This window comes from Luteolibacter sp., from assembly GCF_039920825.1.
Classification (GTDB): Bacteria; Verrucomicrobiota; Verrucomicrobiia; order Verrucomicrobiales; family Akkermansiaceae; genus Luteolibacter.
In genome coordinates this window covers 12,612-33,702 of record NZ_JBDSCX010000023.1, presented here as the reverse complement: position 1 = coordinate 33,702, position 21,091 = coordinate 12,612, and the positions used below count along the sequence as shown (strand labels likewise).

10 protein-coding genes are annotated in these 21,091 nt (G+C 59.9%); all 10 read left to right on the top strand.

The window, feature by feature from the left end; genetic code table 11:
- The first annotated feature begins 4 nt into the window (after positions 1–4).
- A complete protein-coding gene (locus tag ABIQ96_RS05815) occupies positions 5–1,720 on the top strand; it encodes an autotransporter-associated beta strand repeat-containing protein (protein ID WP_348213618.1) in 1,716 nt (571 codons plus the stop codon).
- 110 nt (positions 1,721–1,830) lie between these two features.
- Positions 1,831–4,518 carry an autotransporter-associated beta strand repeat-containing protein gene (locus ABIQ96_RS05810; protein WP_348213617.1) on the top strand — a complete coding sequence of 896 codons (2,688 nt, stop codon included), beginning with the start codon at positions 1,831–1,833 and terminating at the stop codon, positions 4,516–4,518.
- Positions 4,519–4,585: 67 nt separating this feature from the next.
- Positions 4,586–6,499, top strand: coding sequence for a glycoside hydrolase family 3 N-terminal domain-containing protein (locus ABIQ96_RS05805; RefSeq protein ID WP_348213616.1), 1,914 nt, complete (start codon positions 4,586–4,588; stop codon positions 6,497–6,499).
- 385 nt (positions 6,500–6,884) lie between these two features.
- Positions 6,885–8,843 (top strand): hypothetical protein, encoded by a 1,959-nt coding sequence (locus tag ABIQ96_RS05800; RefSeq protein ID WP_348213615.1) that lies wholly within the window; start codon positions 6,885–6,887, stop codon positions 8,841–8,843.
- Positions 8,844–8,963: 120 nt separating this feature from the next.
- Positions 8,964–10,856 (top strand): glycoside hydrolase family 16 protein, encoded by a 1,893-nt coding sequence (locus tag ABIQ96_RS05795; protein WP_348213614.1) that lies wholly within the window; start codon positions 8,964–8,966, stop codon positions 10,854–10,856.
- 117 nt (positions 10,857–10,973) lie between these two features.
- Complete coding sequence (locus ABIQ96_RS05790; RefSeq protein WP_348213613.1) at positions 10,974–14,108, top strand: di-heme oxidoredictase family protein; 3,135 nt, start codon at positions 10,974–10,976, stop codon at positions 14,106–14,108.
- 251 nt (positions 14,109–14,359) lie between these two features.
- Positions 14,360–15,391 (top strand): hypothetical protein, encoded by a 1,032-nt coding sequence (locus ABIQ96_RS05785; protein WP_348213612.1) that lies wholly within the window; start codon positions 14,360–14,362, stop codon positions 15,389–15,391.
- A gap of 71 nt (positions 15,392–15,462) precedes the next feature.
- Positions 15,463–17,013, top strand: a complete 1,551-nt coding sequence (locus ABIQ96_RS05780; protein WP_348213611.1) for a hypothetical protein — start codon at positions 15,463–15,465, stop codon at positions 17,011–17,013.
- A 71-nt stretch (positions 17,014–17,084) separates the two neighbouring features.
- Positions 17,085–19,619: a DUF1800 family protein gene (locus ABIQ96_RS05775; RefSeq protein WP_348213610.1), complete on the top strand. Its 2,535-nt coding sequence runs from the start codon at positions 17,085–17,087 to the stop codon at positions 19,617–19,619.
- Positions 19,620–19,624: 5 nt separating this feature from the next.
- Positions 19,625–21,019, top strand: coding sequence for a DUF1501 domain-containing protein (locus ABIQ96_RS05770; protein WP_348213609.1), 1,395 nt, complete (start codon positions 19,625–19,627; stop codon positions 21,017–21,019).
- Positions 21,020–21,091: the final 72 nt, after the last annotated feature.

Below are 21,091 nucleotides of genomic sequence, written 5' to 3'. Positions count from 1 at the left end.
ACTTATGAAACCTCGCCATTTCCCTTGCTCAGCCGTGTTCGTGATCGCGGCAACCGCCTGTCTGGTCGCCCCTCTTGTGGCCCAGACGACTTATGTATGGGACGGTGGCCCGGCAGGCACGGGGTCAAATATCAGTCTTGCGGCGAATTGGACTTCGGACACGTTGCCGATATCTACCAGCTCGACGAGCGACACCGCTGTCTGGGACGGGACTGTTTCCGCGAGCCTAACACTCACGAACAGCAACACTCCGGCGGCCATCGGAGGCATCGCCGGCGCTTCGGGTGCGAACCTTTCCATCACCGCCGGGCAAAGCGGGAGCCTCACGATCACCGGTACCTCCATCCGCACGAACGATATCACCGTAGCGTCCGGTGCCGGCGCCGTCTCGCTTCCTAACATCCAAATCGGCGGGCGAACCATCGACACCTCCCACACGATCAACAACAACTCGTCGAGCGGCCTGATCCTCGCCTCGTTGAGCAAGGGTGGAAACAACAACCGCGCCGTCACCTTCACCGGCAGCGGCGACACCACGGTCACCGGGCAGATCAATCCGGGTGCCACTGGTGCCATCAACATCACGAAAAATGGTGCTGGCACCTTGTTTCTCAACGGCGACTCCAGCATCAGCACCGCATGGGGAGGTACACTGGCCGTCAATTCCGGTGCGGTGCGTGTGGCGCATAGCCAGGCGTTGGGAACCACAGGCGGTGTCACGACTGTCAGCGGAGGCTCCAGCACTGCCCGGTTGGAATTGATCGGCGGAATTTCTGTTGGGGAAACCCTTGGATTGAACGGGAAGGACAGCCTTGCGACTGGCGCGCATCTGGTCAATTCCGGCGGTGACAACTCCCTCTCCGGTGCGATCACGCTCAACACGGGGGGCAATTCCTACAATTTCCGCTCCGATTCCGGAAAACTAACTGTCAGCAGCGCGCTCGGGATCGGCGGAGGCAGCACCGCATCCAAATCCTTGAATGTTTCCGGTAGCGGAAACACCGAACTGTCCGGCATCGTTTCCAACGGAACAGGAACACTCTCGGTCTCCAAGAGCGGCGGTGGCACGCTCACATTCTCCAATGCGAACATCTACAGCGGGAATACGACTGTGTCCGGTGGCACGCTGCTCGTGAACAACACCAGCGGTTCGGGAACGGGGGCAGGAGTGGTCAACGTCGACTCCGGAGGAACCCTGGGGGGAACCGGCGCCATTTCCGGTGCGGTCAATGTCACCGGCGTCCTTGCTCCCGGCGCGTCCGTCCAGACGCTGTCGTCCGGAGCTCTAACATTCAATGGTGGATCGACCTTTGCCGTGGACCTTGACTCCAGCGTCTCACCGACCGTGGGGGCTGATCTCCAAAAGGTCTCGGGCGACCTGAATCTGTCCGGAACCGTGGCGCTGACCTTGGCTGACATCGCTCTAACGAATGTGGCGCTCCCGTTGGGAGCAACCTTCTCGCTGATCAACTACACGGGCTCCTGGAACAACGGATATTTCACATTCGGCGGCAATGAAATTGCCAACAACGGACAATTCACCGCCGGTCTGAATACCTGGGAAATTTCCTACAACGCCACCGAGGGCGGTTCCAATTTCACCGGTGAATTCGCCGGTGGGTCCGACAGCTTCGTAAACATTGCCGTCGTGCCCGAACCAGCCTCGATACTGCTAGGTGGTGTCGGTGTGCTGCTATTGTTCCGTCGTCGCGTTAGGTGATCTTAATTCCGGCACGCTGGCGGAAAAACGCCGGTTTGGCCGATCAGCCAATAGACCATTTCCTCAATTCCTGACACTATCGCTCAAAACCAACCCCACGAAATCCCATCATGAAACCCATCCGAAATCCGTTCATTGCCTTTATTTCCCTGGGAGCGGGCCTGCTCGCCCTGACCCAGACCGCATCCGCCGATAGCTTCTACTGGGATGCCAATCCCGCCGCCGCAAGCAATCAGAACGGAAGCGGCTCGTGGACCAGCGACGTCGGGAATACCAACTGGACCGCCCTTCCGGGCGGAACACCTAACATTTCGTGGGTGGGCGGACCGGGAAACACGGCGTTCATCGGTAACGCGAGCGGCACAGGTTACTCCAATCCGGCCACGGGCGGCACCATTACCCTTGACCAATCCATCTCCCTGTTCTCGCTCTCGATGAGCAGCGGGCAGACGGGGTCCTACGTTGTTAACGGAATTTACAACCTGGAGCTGAGCGGAACCGGCCCAACCGTAGGAAACAACAGCACGACTGCGAACCTGACCATCAACGCGGGGGTAATCGGCACTTCCGGCCTCAAGAAAATCAACGGTGGCCGGGTCATCTTAGGGGGCGAGAATACCTACACCGGTGTGACCGCTGTGACCGCTGGAACGCTGCAGATGTCCCGGCAGGTAGCACTGTATTTCAACAACAACGCGAGTTGGACGGCGGCGAACATCGTGGTTTCATCCGGAGCTACGCTTTCGATGAACGTCGGCGGCTTCGGCGAATTCACCTCCGCGGACATCAATTTGTTGGGGGCGCTGGGCGGCACGGCGGATGGCTTCGTGTCCGGCTCTTTCCTGGGGTTGGACACGAGCAATGCGGATCTGGGTGTGTTCACTCATTCGTCCGTCATCGCCAATCCCAATGGCGGATCCAATATCCTCGGATTGACCAAACTCGGAGCCAACACCCTGGTCCTCTCCGGAACCAACACTTATAGCGGGGGCACCCGCCTGTTCGGAGGAACCATTGGTATTGGAAATGACAGCGCGCTCGGATCGGGCACGATCACCACCAACAATTCCGTCGGTCTCTTCGCCAGCGATGCCGCCCGCTCGATTGCTAACAAAATATTCCTTAGCGCCACCGGCAGCAGCGTGCTGACCGTCAGCGGAACCCAGAACCTGACCATCAACGGCAGCATCACCGGCAGCGGCACGCGCTACGTGTCCACGACCCTGTTGCCTGCTGATGGATTCCTGACCGTTGCGGGCAACGTCTATCTGGCGGAAAGCAGCACATCGTCCCAGACCTTCACCTTCGGCAGCACATCCGCCGCCGGCAGTCCCGGAAAGGTGCTCGTCACCGGCACGGTGAACAACAACGAGTTTACCAACACCTTGGCCAGCAACCTAAGGGTCAACGGTGGCGGAACGGTCGTCCTCGCGGGTACCAACACCTACACCGGCACCACCACCGTGGAAAATTCGAACACCGTGCTGCAGGTCGGCAATGGCGGCACCACGGGCAATCTTGGCGCGGGCAACGTGTCGGTGACCACCGGCTCGCTCGAATTCAACCACAGCGACACCTATGCGGTGGGCAACGTCCTCACGGGCAGCGGCACCTATCGGCAGGTCGGTTCCGGCACCACCGTCCTTTCCGCAACGAACACTCACAGCGGGCTCACCACCATCACGGGCGGAACCTTGCAGATCTCAAACCCTTCCGCCCTTGGAACGACTGCCGGAAGCACCAACATCTCATCCGCCGCCGGCCGTCTGGCACTCAGCGGAGGGATTACTGTCGCCGAGAACATCACCATCAACGCCAGAAACTCCGGCGATCACCTGCTCAACGTCAGCGGTGACAACATCCTCAGCGGAATCCTGACATGGAACTCCGGCGGCACGGCTTACGGGGTCCGTTCGGACTCGGGCAAACTGACGCTCAATGGTCCTGTTAGTCCGCTCCTTGGTAGCAAAACACTGAATGTTTCCGGTGCAGGCGACGTGGAGTTTCCCGGTAACATCGCAAACACCGCCACGGTCTCGAGCACCTTGTCTCTTGCCAAGACCGGCGCGGGCACACTGACGCTGAAGGGGGCCAACATTTATACCGGAGCCTCCACGGTGACCGAGGGAACGCTCGCCCTGGTCGGCGGAAGCCAATCCTCGCCAATCACGGTGGGCAGTGGGGCATTTCTTGGATTCACCCTGGGTTTGCCCACCACCTCCACGTCCACCGTCGATCTAACGGTGGGTGCGGTGAAGATCACGGGGACGCCGGCTCCGTCGACAAGCTACACCTTGATGACCGCGTCATCCATCACTGGCACTCCCGTGCTGGCAGCCCCGATTGCCGGATACGTCCTCGCGGTGGAAGGCGGCAACGTTCTCAAGCTCAACTTCACGGGTGGTGGAAATACCTATGCCGACTGGCTCGCCGCCAACTCGCCAGCCACCGGTTTCGTCACGGATTCCGACAACGATGGTGTTTCCAATGGTCTGGAAAATGTCCTCGGAACCAATCCCAACACCTACTCCGCAGGGCTCACCCAGATTTCGGCGACGGGCGGTTCCGCCACCTTCCAGCACACGCTCAACCCGACCATCGCGAGTGATGTTTCCTATGGTTACCGGTGGTCAACCGATCTCGTGGAATGGAAGGCAAGCGCCGAAACCAACTCCGGCGGAACCACCGCAACCATCACTTCGTCCGCGCCGGTGGCAGGCGTGGTGACGGTCACCACCACCATCAACAGCGGTCCGGCGGGGAAAATCTTCGTGCGGCTCCATGCGGCGCAACCTTGAGCCGCGACCGGCGCAGGGTTGTAGGAGTGATCCGTTCCGTCACACAAACTAGCAGAAACGCGCTTTCATGCCACCTCGCGCACCACGCACCAGCCTCGCCATGAAGGCGGGCCTCGGATTCGTCCTGTTCGCATTGCCCGGCTTTTCATTTGCCGCCTCGCCGCCCTGGCTTACCGCCCGCGATGGCGAGATCCGGGCATTTGTCGCAGGGATGACGCTTGAGGAAAAGGCAGGTCAAATGACCCAGCCGAACGTGCTCGCCATCAAGGATCCCGCGGACATCGCGACTTATCACCTTGGCTCGGTCCTGAGTGGCGGCAGTTCCGATCCGAAAACCGGCAATAACCTCGGCGACTGGGCCGCCCAGTATGAAAACTGCCAGAAGCAAGCGCTCAGCACCCGGTTAGGCATTCCGCTGATCTACGGAATCGATGCCGTCCACGGCCACAACAACGTGCTCGGTGCCGTGGTGTTTCCCCACAATATAGGCCTCGGATGCACCCGTGATCCGGGGCTTGTCGAGAGGATCGCCCACGTCACGGCCAGGGAAGTCCGCGCCACCGGAATCCAATGGGCGTTCGCTCCCTGTGTGGCCGTTCCTCGCGACATCCGCTGGGGCCGCACCTACGAGGGGTATTCCGAGGATCCCGCTTTGGTTGCGGAGCTCGGTCTTGCCGCCGTCCGCGGTCTCCAGGGGGACGACCTTTCGAAGCCCGGTTCGGTGCTCGCGTGTGCCAAACATTTCATCGGCGACGGCGGCACCACTTTCGGTGGCCTCCATGGCAAGGCCCCGCTGGACCAGGGCGACACCCGGCTCGACGAGGCGACACTCCGAGCCATTCATCTCGCAGGCTACCCAGCCGCCATCGATGCCGGGGTGGCAACCATCATGCCGTCGTATAGCAGTTGGAACGGGGTGAAATGCTCGGGCAGCAGGCATCTCCTTACCGACATCCTCAAGAAGGAACTCGGCTTCGCGGGATTGGTCATCTCCGACTACAATGCCATCGATCAGCTGACAGCATCTTCCGGAAAGAGCCTGGCAACTGTTAGCAACAACGCGTCCGGTCAGGTGAGGGCTTCCAACTACAAGGAATGTGTCGAGATCTCCATCAACGCGGGCATCGACATGGTGATGCTCACCGACCGTTACCGCGAGTTTCCCCGTTTGGTCGCGGAGCTTGTCCGGGAGGGGAAAATCCCGATGGAACGCGTCGACGACGCGGTGGTCCGCATCCTGCGCGTGAAATTCGCCATGGGTCTGATGAAACCAGGCGTCAAGCTGGAGGCCGACGCGTTATTAAAAAACGAATTCGGTTCGGCCGCGCACCGCGCTATCGCGCGTGAGGCTGTTAGCAAGTCGCTGGTGCTGCTCAAGAACGAGAACAAGGCAATCCCGCTTTCCCGCAGCGCCGGTAGGATTCATGTCTCCGGCCGCGGAGCGGATGATCTGGGCATGCAATGCGGTGGCTGGACCATCGATTGGCAGGGCAAGCGCGGGGAGGTCACGACCGGTGGCACCACCATCCTCCGGGCATTGCGCCAATCCGCGGGGAAAAACCTCCGGATCACCGACTCCGGAACCCAACCGGATGGGAAGGGCGCGGACGTAGCCCTCGTGGTCATCGGGGAAACTCCTTATGCCGAGTCGAAGGGTGACACCGCGGATCTCTCCCTCGCGCCGGAAGACATCGCCGCGGTTTCCGATGCGAAATCAAGCGGTGCGACCGTGGTGGTCGTGATTCTATCAGGCCGTCCGCTCGTCCTCGGCCCGGTGGCCGACGAAGCGGACGCCATCGTGGCCGCCTGGCTTCCGGGGACCGAGGGTTCAGGTGTGGCTGACGTGCTTTTTGGCGACTCCCCGGCAAGCGGCAAACTATCATTCACTTGGCCCCGTTCCATGGATCAGGTTCCGCGAGGGCACGGCGAGGTCTACGCTCAGAGCGCGCTCTTTCCGCTAGGATTCGGGCTTTCCTATTGATCGTCGGCTTTCCGTGGCTGCCCTTAGAACGGAAAAGCCCTCCGGCTGTTTTGAACCAGGACTGGAACTTTCAACAACGGACTGACGTCCTCGGAAGGCGACTATCAAATGGCTGCGGGATCACCGTACGGATATTATGTAAGAATCTGGCATTCAGATGGATATGAAATGGAGGTTTCGAGGAATAATTAGAGAAAATTACTATAATTGCATAAAATTCCTCGACATGGCAAACGCGGAAGTTATTTATGTCTGATGGTGTTGCATTAAATTGCAGCAGCAGCGCGTAACCTGCGCAAACAGATCGAACAACCTGCCGTCTGGTAACTGTAGATCTGCAAAAATCCCAAACCAAGACCTCCAAAAAGACCCTATGAACTCATTCATGAAAAACCTGGCTTTCTGCGCCCTTGTGGGTGCCTCGGGAAGCGCGATCGCGGCCCCCATGCTCATGCCCAATGGTGATTTCACTGCTGGTGGAACGAGCTGGGCCCAAGTGCACGGTGGCATTTCCTACAGCTACCCGGCTACCGGAGGAAATCCCGGCGGCTATGGAATCATGGATGCCACCAATGGTCAGTGGGCCATTTGGGTTGCCAACGGCGACGCTCCCATCCCCCTATCCTCGCTGGGTCTGGTGGCTGGAAAAACTTACACCTTCAAACAGGACATGATCACCCTGATCTCCGGCGTCGGCCATCGCGGGGGCGTGAAGATCGAATCGTGGAACGGAGCCCACCTCAGCAACAGCGGCGACATGTACGCCACCAGCACTTCCGGTTCCTGGGAGACCTACTCTTTCACCTATACCATCGACCCCGCCGCCACGGCGATCAAGGTCGTGCCGCTCTGGGGGGAAAACTCCAGCATCGGCTATGACAACATCCTCGTCGACAACACACAGATTGTTCCGCCACCGGTCGTCCCGGTGATTCCTAACGGAACCTTCTCCGCCGCGGGCACGGCTTGGGCCTTCTTCCAGGGCGGCGGCCAGACCGTCAGCTACCCGGGCACCGGCGGCAATCCCGATGGTTGCGCGGTCATCGACTCAGTAGGAAAAGGCGCGTATGCGGTGATGGTGGCTAACAACAATGCCCCGATGTCGCTCGCCTCGCTCGGCCTCACTGCCGGAAAGACCTATACCTTCCAACAGGACATGAAGATTCTCGCCGGAACCCACATCGGCGGACTCAAGGTGGAATTCGTTCCCACCGGCACCGGCGATCTCTATCCGACTATCATTGGTGACGGCACCTCGTGGGCCACCTACTCATTCCAAATCACCATTCCGCCCACCTGCACCCAGCTCATGGTCGTGCCTCTTTGGGGTCCGGATTCCATGGTGGCTTATGATAATTTCAAGATCCTTCCCCCTCCGCCTCCGGGAGCGCCCTCGGCCACGATCAATACTGGCACGCTGGTTGGCTGGACCCCTACGAGCGAGGCGAACAGCTATCAGGTTCAGGAATCCACCGACGGCTTCAACTGGTCGGATGTGGGAACCGCCTCCACCGGAACCTCGGTCACGTCGAAGTTCGCCCTGGGCAAGGCTCCGTTCTATCAGGTGATTGAAAAGACTGCGGATCAGCTTGGCAACGGAGTGCCCAATCCAAGCTTCGAAACCACCGCCGTTCCCTCCAACTTCAACCCCGGTGCGGAAAACTGGAACATCGTGGTCGCACCCAACGTCGGAGCAAGCATGACCGTGGGTTCCTCATACGGAGCCGATGTCCCGCACGAAGGAAGCCAGATGCTCGTCATCGAATCGTCAACTGCCGCCGAGGGTCCGGTGTCTCCGCCGAACACGGACGTGCGCAGCGACTTCTTTTCGGTCACCGGAGGCGTCACTTACACCTTCTCATTCTACGCGTTGAACCCGATCAAGGTCGGTGGCGCGAATCCGCAATATAGCTTCGAATTCTTCAACAACTCCAACGTCTTCATCGGTAACTCCTACACTTCGTTTGCCAGTGTCGGTTCCACCTGGACCAAGGTGGAAAAAACTTTCACCGCCCCTGCAGGTACTGCGAAAATGAGAATCGGGTGGATCCAGGCCATGGGAGCCGGCAACGGCTGGCAGTGGGTTTCACTGATCGACGAGGTTTCGCTCCCCACTCCATCCGTTCCCGGAGACGAATTCGTCCTGGAGGCGACCGCTGCACCCGCTGTCGAGGTCACGTGGGACACGCTCGACGGCAGCGTCTATCAGGTCAAGTCCTCGACCAATTTGTCTTCGTGGTCGGACTTGGGAACTTCCGTGATCGGCAACGGATCGCCTTACTCGATCGTGGATCCGATTTCCGTGACGAAGAAATTTTATAAGGTCCTGCAGACGACCCCCTGAATCGGGTCACAACCGAAACCAGGAAAGATGAATCCATCAAGCCATCCGGTCGGGAGTCCGGGTGGCTTGTTCCGTTTTGGCTCACTTTTTCCGGCAGGAGTTCCCGCCGGAACCCATCGGATGAAGACCATTTTGAAAGCCTTCGCGCGGACCATCGGGCCGTCCACGTGTCAGCACTTCAGTGGCTCCCCGATGCGGATCAGTCTAACGGGGATGCTGGTGGTCTTTATCTTGGCGGCGGTTGCACGGGCGCAGGGTCTTCCCGGCTGGAACCTGGTTTGGGCGGATGAATTTTCCCAAAGCGACGGCACCAAACCCGACTCCACGAAATGGGGTTATGACATCGGCGGCTCTGGTTGGGGAAACAACGAACTCGAGTATTACACCGATCGCACCGAAAACGCGCGGATCGAGGGTGGCAACCTCGTGATCGAGGCCCGGGCGGAAAATTATGGTGGCAAAAACCACACCTCCGCCCGATTGCTGACCAAGGGCAAATGGTCGTGGACCTACGGCCGCATCGAGGCGCGGATCAAGATTCCGCGTGGTCAAGGAATCTGGCCCGCGTTCTGGACGCTCGGTACCAGCGTCGATGCGGTGAATTGGCCGGCCTGCGGCGAGATCGACATCATGGAAAACATCGGCTCGCTGCCGTCCACTCTTTACGGTACGGCTCACGGCCCCGGTTTTTCCGGAGCGGGCGGCATTTCCGGAAATACTGTTCTATCAGGTGTCGCGCTGGCGGACGATTTCCACGTGTATGCCATCGAGTGGGAGGAGGATCGGATCCGATGGTTTCTCGACGGACAGCCGTATTTCACTGTCACCCCGGGCTCGCTTCCTAACGGAGGGACGTGGGCCTTCAATCAGCCGCAGTTCATTCTTTTGAATCTCGCGGTTGGAGGAAACTGGCCGGGTGCGCCCAACGGTTCCACCGTGTTTCCCCAGCGGATGACGGTGGACTATGTCCGAGTCTATTCGCCGGACCAGACAACTCCCGCGGAGACGGTGGTCACCGTCGATCCGGCGGAGTCCTGGCTCGGCTACATGCACGTGTTCGATCTTCCTTCTAACGGTGGTTCCCATAGATCCGGGCAAAGCTGGCCCGTGGCCGATCTTCGTGCGGTCTTCAATGGTCCATTCCTAACCGTTTATCCAAACACCATCGCCGATACGGCCAGCTACTGGTATATCGGCGGCGGGGCGCCGGGGAGGCCCGGCAACAAGATCATGAAGGCCAACATGTATGTGGAGGAGACAGGTGGCTTGTCAGGAAAAACCGTCGTCTTCACCGGAGCCGTCACTGCGAATTCCCTGACCGGTGCCCATCAGTCCTTGGCCTTCATCAGGGATTTTTCGCCGGACTTCTCTTCATTCCAGTCGGTGACGGCGCACCTCACCAACGGCATTTTCAGACTCAGCCTGACAACCGCCGCGGGAGCGGGTCGTCACGTGCAATACGGCTTTGAAACCACTGGTGTCAATGTCTGGCCAACCGACGCCGGGCCCTTCGGATCTGTTTCGATCACCGCCGCTCCGGCAAACCCTTTCGCCGCATGGATGGCGGGTTTCAATTTTTCCGGGTTTATCAATCCTGACCTAACCGCAGCCGGCGATCCTGATAGGGATGGTCAGGACAACCGGACGGAATTCGCACTCGATGGCGATCCGGCTACCGCCGCCTCATCCGGAAAATTCCGGGTGCGCGCGGAATCCATCGCCGGCGAACGGGTCCTGCTCCTGACCCTCCCGGCGCTGGATGGGGCGGTCTTCAGCGGATCTTCGGCCCTGAGCGCTGTCATCGGACAGCTCGCCTACACGATCGAAGGATCCGACGACCTCGCCGGTTTTGACCGGACGGTGGTGGAGGTTTCCCCCGCCAGGGCGGAGGGGATGCCAGCTACTCGCAGCGGTTGGCACTATCGCAGCTTCCGTCTTGCAGGTTCGATCGATGGCCCGTCCCCTCGTGGCCCCCGCGGATTCCTCCGCGCGGGCATCACTTCCGCTCCATGAAGAGCAGGGGAGAAAAATCAACTTGTGCGATGCTCGATAACCTCGTGATGTGGCGAACGTATTTTGCATGAATTTGCATTTTCTGTTGATGCGTCGCATCCTCCTTCCAGTAAAAAAATGAAACCCGGTCTTCCTATTCGTGCTGCAAGTGCCGCCATTTTTCTGGTCGTCGGCTCGAACGTGCGCGCGGCCACACCCGTCATGATGATCGAGCGCGGAGTTTCCTTTGGCTGGCCGACGCTGGTTGGAAATACCTATCAACCGCAATGGTCGCCTGCTTCCGGCGGACCATGGACCAATCTGGGGGCGGTGGTTTCCGGCAACGGAGCGACACAGACGTTTGATGATACGGCGGGCGGCGGATTGCGGATCTATCGGGTATTGGAAATCGTTCCGGGTTCGGATCCTGTGCCGGCCGGTCCGGTGAACGCGGGGTTCGAAGCCGGGAGCGGCATTGTTGCCGACCATTGGACCACCGGAGGCGGACAACCGCCCGCTCGTTCGGGCGAGGCGGCCCATCTCGGAGCCTCGGGCATGAGCAGTGCTCTAACCAACGTGGGTTCCTCGCCCGCTGAAGGACTCCTCTATCAATTGATAGCGGCCCAGGGCGGCGCTGTCTCCGGCGGGCACACTTATGATTTCTCGTTCTGGGCGAAGCAGATCGGCAGCGGCCCCTCCTACGTGCAGCAGTATCAGGTGCAGTGGTTGAATGCGTCCAACGTCGTTGTCGGCGGCACGGGTGTGGTCAACTTCAACGGCGTGCAAGGCACTTGGGTGAAAATTTCCAAACCCGCACTCGTCGCTCCGGCGGGTACCGTCGAGGCCCGGTTGAGCTTCCGCTTCGCCACCGGCGCTGTGGCGGGCGGTCATGGTGAGGTGTTCATTGACGATGTCCTGCTTGATGATGGCAGCGCCACATCCGGCAGCCCCGGCCACACCGATGTGCTCGCCGTGGCGGCCCAGCCTGTCGCCAAACTGAAATGGTCCACGGAGGCAGGTGTTTCCTATCAGCCATGGGCGAGTCCGGATCTTTTGGCCTGGACCGCGATTCCGCCGGTGATCGTTGGCGACGGCAATCCTAAGGTGATCACGGTTCCCATCACCAACGGGGCGGGCTTTTTCCGTTTGGGGATTCCCATCGCGGTCGTGTCGCCGCCGACCGGGCTGCATACTGTTCCATCTGGAATCGGCAACGCGATCGGTCTTGCATGGAACGTCAGTCCTACCATTGGCGTGACCGGATATCGCATCCGCTACGGAATCTCTAGCGGAAATCTGGATCAGACGCTCGATGTCGGCAATGTCACCACCGCCACGCTGGCGGGCCTGTTGCAGGGACAGACGTATTTCATTTCGGTCAGTGCTCTAACGGTGAATGGTGAGAGCCCCGCGGGGGATGCCACGTTGTCCGCCCAGCCGGATGTCGCCAGCGGCATCGTGGCGTTGTTCAATTCCACCACCGTGCCCGAACCGGCGACCACCATCGACACGCCGACCGCGCTCGTCACCCGCGTCGGTGACCGAGCGCGTGACCGGCACGCGCGTGAGGCGATCTATCATGCCTACGATCATTACCTGACCTGGTATTGGGAAGAGCGTACGATCGGCATTGAAATCATCGACCACGTCGCCAAGGGCGGAACGGGAATCACTTTCAACTATCAGACACTCACTCCGCTGGGCGCGCCCGAGTTCCGCGCCTTTTTCCGCGGTATCAACACGGTGGCCGAGTATCATGGAAACTACTCCGCGCCTCTTGTCGGGACCAACCTTTACTCGCAGACGCTGACCTCGAAACTCCCCGAAAATCGGCCGCTGCAGATCGGCGACCGCGTCGAGATCGAGGTCAGCCAGTTCATCCAAGCGGCGACGCATGGCCGCAACAACTACTACGGCACCGTCATGCTCTACATCGTGGGGCAGGGGATCGTGCCGTGGGAGGCGTCAGGGGCGTTGCAGGATTCCTCCCCGCTTCCGCAGACGGCGTGGCTCGGCGGGAAAACCACTCTTCCCTATCAGTATTCCAACGAACCCGAACATCGGTTCAAGCAAACGGCGGGAAACATCTCCCCGTCCAGCATTCAACCGTTTATGTTAGGCCGGCGGCTGCACCACACCGATTTCGGCGATGGAACGCACTCCGAGCCGGGAAATCCGGTGTATGCCGAGCAGGTCGGAAAACTCGGGCCCAAGTTCATTGCCCGCAGTTGCGTCGAGTGCCACGTCAACAACGGCCGCGCGCTGCCACCGGCGATCGGAGCTCCCATGACGAAGTCGGTCGTCAAAGTGGGAAGCAACTCGACTGGCAGTCCCCATTCCACTCTGGGTTCCGTGCTCCAGCCACAATCGACCAGCGGTGCGGCAGAGGGCTCCGCGGTGATCGCCAGTTATATCAATTCCAGCGGGCAGTATGGCGATGGAGCACCTTGGTCGCTGAGGAAGCCGACCTACTCGTTTCAAGGAACCACGCCCGCGTATTTCTCGGTGCGTCTGACGCCGCCGCTGGTCGGCATGGGGCTGTTGGAGGCTGTCGCCGAAAACACGATTGTCGCCCTATCAGATCCGGACGACGTGAATCACGACGGCATTTCCGGGCGCATTCAGACGGTGCTTGATCCGCAGACCGGGCAGCAGCGTCTCGGACGTTTCACTTACAAGGCGGGCAAGGCCCGTGTCAGCCAGCAGGTCGCCGGAGCTCTCAACACCGACATGGGCGTGACGACCTCCATTTTCCCGACGCTTGATGGCGAGACTGCTTCCGGAACTCCCGAGGTGGCGGCCACCGAACTCGATGAGATGACCCGTTATATCTCGTTGCTCGGAGTGGGTGCCCGGCGTGACCTAATAGAATCGCAGGCTCTTCGAGGAGAACAGATGTTCACCGCCGCTAGCTGCTTTGCCTGTCACACGCCGACCCTCGCGACCAGCCCATATCATCCGATGGCGGAGTTGCGCGATCAGGTGATCCATCCTTACACCGATCTCCTGCTGCACGACATGGGCGCGGGTCTTGCCGACAACATGGGCGAGGGCTCCGCGACCGGTTCCGAGTGGCGGACACCGGCGCTCTGGAACATCGGCCTGACGTCCGGAGTCAGCGGTGGCGAAGCCTATCTGCACGACGGCCGCGCACGCAACCTTGAAGAAGCCATCCTCTGGCACGGCGGCGAGGCGGAAGCGTCGAAACAGGCATTTGTCGGAATGCCTGCGGCGGACCGCGCGGCGTTGGTCGCGTTCTTGAAATCCCTCTGATTACGCCAGCTTCCGGAGGGGAGTCCATCGGAAAAGAAATCCCCCCGGCTCTTTCGAACCGGGGGGCAAAACCACGTAACAAGCATCCAAGGAAAACAAGAAACCAAATCGATTGCAGTCAGAGTAACATGGTTTCACGGCGTTGCCATCACGCGATGACGTAGGGTGCGAACGGGCGGGGAAAGTTTGATAGGCTGCGGTCGATTCAATGGTTGCCCGCCGGAAGCCAAACTGATAATCCAACCCATACGATGAAAGCCCTCGCACTGATCTCCCTGTTTGTTCTTCCGGTTTTGCACGCTCAGGATACAACATCCGTCGCTATGGAAGCCCGCCGCCAATCGGTGGTGGATTTGAAAAGCCACATCGAGATGCGCGAGCAGCGCCTGGCGGAAATCGCGACCGACATCCGCGCCCTCGACGACCGCAACGAGAAGCGCATCGACTCGATCGTCAACACCCTGAAAAATCTCAAAGACTCGGAAGCTTCGAAAACCCGCATCAACGCGCTCAAGGGCGAAGTCATCGCCGGCTTGCGGAAGTCGATCACCATCTATCAGGGCAAGCGCCGCGATATTTTCGAACGTCTTCGCAGCGACAAGTCCGCGGCCGTGCAAGCGCTCACCGGGGACTTGGAAAAGTTCGACGCCCGCACCCAGAAGCGCGTGGATCAGATTCTGGAACTCGCGAAATCCATGCCGGCCAGCGAGGAAGTCGAAAAATACGAGTCCACCGGCGGCAACTATTGGAACGGCTGGTATGAGGAAACCTCCCGGATCAGTGACGAATGGAAGCAGAATCGCCGCCAGGGAGTCGCCACCGAGAAGAGTCTGCGCGAACTCCGCGAGGCGCTCGAGAAGGCCATCGCCTCGCTCGAATCCCGCAGTGCTTCGACTGCCGACCTGCTGAAAAACCGGAATCTATCCGATGCCGAGCGCGCGATCCAGGAGCAGGAACTCGGCCGCATCAACGCCTCCCTCGAAAACCGCCGCAAAGAGCTCGTCGAGCTTTCCCTGCCGCAAGCCTCGCCCGACCGCGAATCCGGCAACGCCAGCACTTCGGACACCTACGGCAAAACCACTCCCTCCGCGGCACCTAAGGACAACGCGGACGAAATGAAGGAACTTCTCGACGACGCGAGAAAGGACATTTCCGCCGACTTCTGGACCATTCTCCGCAAATACGGAGAAGCCGCCACGGAACGCGACAAGATCATCGCCATGAAGGCGAATCTGGAAGCCCGCGAGAAGTGGCTCGCCGAAAACGCTCCGGCCGGGAAGTGAAGCGTTAGAAGAGCGACGGGGAGCTCATCCGACCATTGACATTTCAGCGGATTCGGGAACCCTCCGCAGCAATGTCCGCCGCCCGAATCGTCCATGATGAGCCATACTGCCGGATCGTTTTGCGGGACTCGCCGCGAACGATTGTGGTCTTTTCCGCAGTCAACTATCCGGCAGGGAAGTTCGCGGCCTCCCGGGTGCTTGAAAACACGGACTGCAATGTCGTTTTCCTCAATTGCCCGCACAACAGTTGGTATCTCGAAGGAGTGCCGGGACTGGGTAAGTGCCCGGAATCCTCGGCCAAGGCTCTGCTCGCGCTATTGGCCGGATTCGGTCTAACGGAAGACCGGCGGGTGGTGTGGGGTTCTTCCATGGGCGGATACGGCGCGGTGGTCTATGGTGCTCTGCTGGGGGCCGATGTCATCGTGGCGTCGGGAGCGGTGCTCAAGTTGTTCGCGCCGGGCAGCCTGTCGGTGAAGTATCTCAAACTTGACGGGAAACGTGCGGACCTGCGCCCGCTGGACGTGCGCCAGTTGGTGGCGAATGCCCGCGGCCGTTTTTTCCTCTACGCCGGCGAGTTTTATTATCCGGATCTTGCGTCCGTGCGGCTTCTGATGGATCTCCCCAACGTGAGCGTGACCACGCTGGCGGATTTCGGGCATTGGCTGCCTAACTATTTCGACGGTCGTTACGGACTCCAACGGTTCGTGTTGTTTCACCTTGAGGAAGGGCGCGGGTTCCCGTTTGAAGATGGGGAGGTCGGCGAGTTGAAGAAATGGAGCGGGCATTGGGACCTGCTGGACCAGGGTGCGCTGGAATGGATGGAGCCGCAGCGCACTGAATTGCTCGAGCTGGCGAAAGAAAGCACGGACGCTGTTTTGAAAGTGCATTGCCGTAACGCGCTTTCGCTCGGTGCGACCAAATCCGGATTTCACAAACGCGCGATCCTGCAGGCGGAAAAGGCGCTGAAGGCCTGCCCTGGGAGCCGCCATGCCACCCGTCGCCTGGTGCTGGCGCTGAGGAAGGCCGGAGCGCCACCCGCAGAGTGGCTGAAGGTGGCCACCGGCATCCGCGACCTCAACCGGCCGGATGTTTTCGAGCCTGCGGTGAAACTGCTGGAAGCGATGGCCCAGGCTTTTGCAGACTCAGAGAGCATCGGCGAGGGAGTTGATTTCCTCCGCGGGCTGATGGATATGGAGAACACCGCTCCGGAAATGAAGGAGTGGCTCGGCAAACTCATTGAAAAGCTATCCGGCTGCCGGATTTGGAAAGTGGCGTTCACTGCCGAGGCCGAGGCTCAGTTGTCCGCTTATGTCTTGGACGAATCTCTTCTCCACGTGCTCGGCGGCAGGAGCACCATCCAGGGCGTGGTGCTGTTTCCCGAAGAATGGGGAAATCCGGTAACGTTCGAGGCTGAGAATCTGGTCATCGACCGCCATGAGGCCAAGCAGCCCTCGCCGAAAATTGGGAAACTGCATCCGGACCATCCCGGGGCCTCCCAAGCCCGATTCAAATTGGATTTTCTGACAGAAGATGCCGACTTGGCGACGATCTACGCCCGCAGTCCGGATGGTCGGCGCCTTCCGGTGATTCATTTCACGCGCGTGTCGAAAAATGAGGGTTAAACCCTTCTCCATTCAGCGGCGGGAAAGGTTTGCTTGTATTTATAGTAAGTCCCGCTACGTTCCGCGACCTGATGAACGGAAAAGTTCTAGGTCTCGCCCTTGTGGTTTCCATGCCTTCAGTCCGGGCGGTGGACCAGAATAACAACCAGCAGAGTGATGTCTGGGAAATGTTGTTCCAAGCGTCCGGCTTGCCCGCAGCAGGCGATTTCGATGGCGACGGCTGGAGCAATGCGGCGGAAAGCAGCGCCGGGACGAACCCGAAATCCGGCATCTCGCACCCGGAGACGAACCTCCATTTCAACACCGGCATCCCTCTGCTCTCATGGCCAAGTGCGAAAGGAAAACGCTATGCCCTGTTGGCAAGTGACGATCTAACATCATTCGCGCCTTCCGGCGACATCGCAGTCGGTTCGGGCGGGGAAATGACCTTCCTGCTGCCGCCTGCGGACGGGCGCGAATTTTTCCGGATCCAGATCTCGGATCAGGACTCAGATGGCGACGGCGTGAATGACTGGGAGGAAATTTCGTTAGGATACGATCCGTTGCGCGCGAACACGGACCGCTACTCGCAGACGGATTCGCAACGCGTGATCGCCGGGATGAGCGCGTCGAACACAATCACCGTTTCCGCTTACGACGATTCCTGCAGCGAGCTTTGGCCCGACCCCGCCGTTCTGGTTCTCCGGAGGACGGGAGGAATCCAGCCGCTGACGGTGAATTTCTCGCTCGGCGGCACGGCGACCCGTGATGCGGACTATCAGACTTCGCTGGCCGGGAATTTCGCGACTTTTGCGGCGGGCCAGCGCGAGGTGTTCATTGAGATTCGACCGCTGGCGGATGCCGATGACGCTGAGGCCACCGAGACGGTCGTTCTAACCGCGACTTCGGGATCGGGCTACACCATAGGGGCGGCAAACAACGCAACCGCATCCATCATCAACGAAACCGGTTCGAGCGGACCCTCGGCGAAGGCGACGCCGAGGTTTCTCGTGCAGGCCGCGTTCGGCCCGGATCAGGACGATCCGGCGGATTCCGACGAGATTCCGGAAAACGTGGAGACCGTGATGGCGCAGGGATTCAGCGCATGGCTCGACGCCCAGTTCGCCATTCCGCCGCAATATCACGAGCCGTTCGTGGCGATGGCGAACACGATCCCGCAAATGTATCTCGATCCGAAAATGGTTTCCTGGTGGAACCGCGCACTCGGCACCGTCGCCATCTATCCGGGCGGACCCGCGGCCGAATATGATCCGGTTAGGCAGCGGGTCGCCTACAGCCTCAGCCAGATTTTCGTCGTCAGCGACCGGCCGGAAACGCTCGCCGTGGAGTATCGCGGCATGTCGAACTACTACGACATGCTTGTGCGGAATGCTTTGGGAAATTACCGCGATCTTCTCTACGACGTCGCCACCCATCCTGTCATGGGGTTTTACCTCAGCCATGTGAAAAACAAGAAGGGCAACCCGGCGACCAATACGTTTCCGGATGAGAATTTCGCCCGCGAGGTGGAACAGCTTTTCTCTATCGGACTGTGGGAGCTGAACCAGGACGGCACGAAAAAGATCGATCCGATGACCGGCCAGCCGATCCCGACCTACACCAACATCGATATTACCAACTTCGCCCGCGTCTTCACCGGCCTCAGCTACGGTCCGCAGGAAGAGACGAATTTCGACGTCTATCCGAATCCTCCCAAGTGGCTCGTTCCGATGCGCGGCTACGACGAATGGCACGACCTCGCTCCGAAAACCTTGTTGAAAGGTCTTTCCCTGCCCGCCCGCATCGCCAGCAGCCCGGACGATGGCACCGCCACCATGCTCGATGTGAACGCGGCCATCGACAACCTCTTCAACCACCCGAACGTCGGTCCGTTCATCGGCCGCCAGTTGATCCAGCGGCTCGTCACCTCGAATCCCAGCCCCGCCTACATCGGGCGCGTCGCCGCCGTTTTCGCCGACAATGGATCCGGAGTTCGCGGCGACATGAAGGCGTTCATCAAGGCGATCCTGCTTGATCCCGAAGCCCGCGACGGAGCGAAGCTGACCGATCCGCATTGGGGGAAACCGCGCGAACCGTTCCTGCGCTGTGTGAACTATGGCCGTGCTTTCAACGCGAAATCCTCGGGAGTCGATTTCTATCAGTGCGCGCAGTTCAATTTCGACCAACAACAGCAGCCCTACAACTCGCCCAGCGTTTTCAATTTCTACTCGCCCAACTACCTGCCGCCCGGCGTGGTGGGCGATGCGGGTCTGGTGGCTCCCGAGTTTCAAATCCTCAACGCCACCACCGCCGTTTCATCGCCTAACTATTTCTACAACTCGATCACCAACCGTGACCTTCACCGGTGGGGCACCGCGGATTCCACCCGCACCGTTCGCCCGAATTTCACGCGGGAAACCACGCTCGCGGGCACTGATGTTGACGCGCTGATCCGCCGCCTCGACCTGCACCTCACCTGTGGCGGGCTTTCACCGCGCGAGTTCCAGTCGATCCGTGAAGCGCTGCTGCGTGTTGATTCCAGCGTCACGAGCACCTGGCAGACCGAGCGGGTCAATCTCGCCGTCTATCTCATCCTCACCTCGCCCGAGTTCTGCATCCTACGTTAGAAATCATGAGCACGAAATTCCTCAACCGCCGTGACTTTATGGGCCAGGCGAACTGCGCATTGATCAGCGCCCTGCCGATCATGAACACCCTGCTCAACCTGCGCCTGGCGGGCAGCGCGGCGGCGCAGAACGGCCCCGGAGATTACAAGGCGCTGGTCTGCCTTTTCCTCAGCGGAGGAAACGATTCGTTCAACATGCTCGCCCCGCGCGGTGCGGCCTATCAGGAATATGCGAACATCCGGCAGTCGATAGCCTTGCCTGAAAACCAGCTTCTGCCGATCAATCCGACCGTTGATCCCGGTCGTCCGTTAGGTCTGCATCCCGCGCTGCCCGGATTGCAGAGTTTGTTCGAGTCGGGCAAACTCGCGTTCGTCGCCAACGTCGGCACGCTGGTGGAGCACGTCACCAAGAACCAATACAACGCGGGTCAGAAGCTGCCGCTGGGTTTGTTCTCCCACTCCGATCAGATTGAGCAGTGGCAGACATCGATCCCGGACAACCGCAGCGGCATCGGTTGGGGCGGACGGATGGCGGATCTCCTGAAAAGCCTCAACACCGAGAACCGCTTTTCCATGAACATCTCGCTCGACGGCTCGAATGTCTGGCAGGCGGGAAACACCATTGCCGAATACGCCATCCGTGAGACCGGGGCCGACAGCATGACCGGCTACAATTCCGCCTACATCGCCGGGCAGAGTCTAACACAGATACGGAGCGCTGCGCTCGACAGCCAGATGGCGCTCGAATATCAGAACATCTTCCAGAAGAGTTTTGCGAAATCGAAAAAGGACGCCACAGCCGCCTACGACGCCTTCACGGCGGCTACCACTGTGACCTTGCCCGCCAGCGTGACTTGGCCGTCCAGTCGCTTGGCTGACCAGTTGAAAATGGTGGCGAAAACGATCGCCGGCCGCGGCAATCTCGGACAAAGGCGCAATACGTTTTTCATCAATTACGGCGGCTTCGACCATCACAGCGGCCTCATCGCCAATCAGGCCGCCATGCTGCCCATCGTGAACGACGCGGTGAAAGCGTTCTACGACACGCTTGTCGCCCTTGGTGCGGAGAACGAGGTGGTTCTCTACAGCGCCTCGGACTTCGGCCGGACCCTAACATCGAACAGCCAGGGCAGCGATCACGCCTGGGGCGGCAACCAGTTCGTCCTCGGCGGCCAGGTGAAGGGAAAGCGGATCTACGGCACCTACCCGGATCTCTATCAGGACAGTCTGCTCGACGTCGGCCGCGGCCGTCTCATCCCGACGACCAGCGTGGACGAGTTCTTTGCCGAAATGGCGCTCTGGCTCGGTGTCGCGAAAACGGACCTGCCGCTCGTCCTTCCTAACATTTCCCGATTTTTCAACACCACCGGCAGCACCCCGCCGGTGGGATTTTTGTTGTGAGATCAAAAAAGGAGCGCGGATTTCATCGACCGCTGCTTCGAGCGGTTTTATCTGAAACTTGGCACGTTCTCG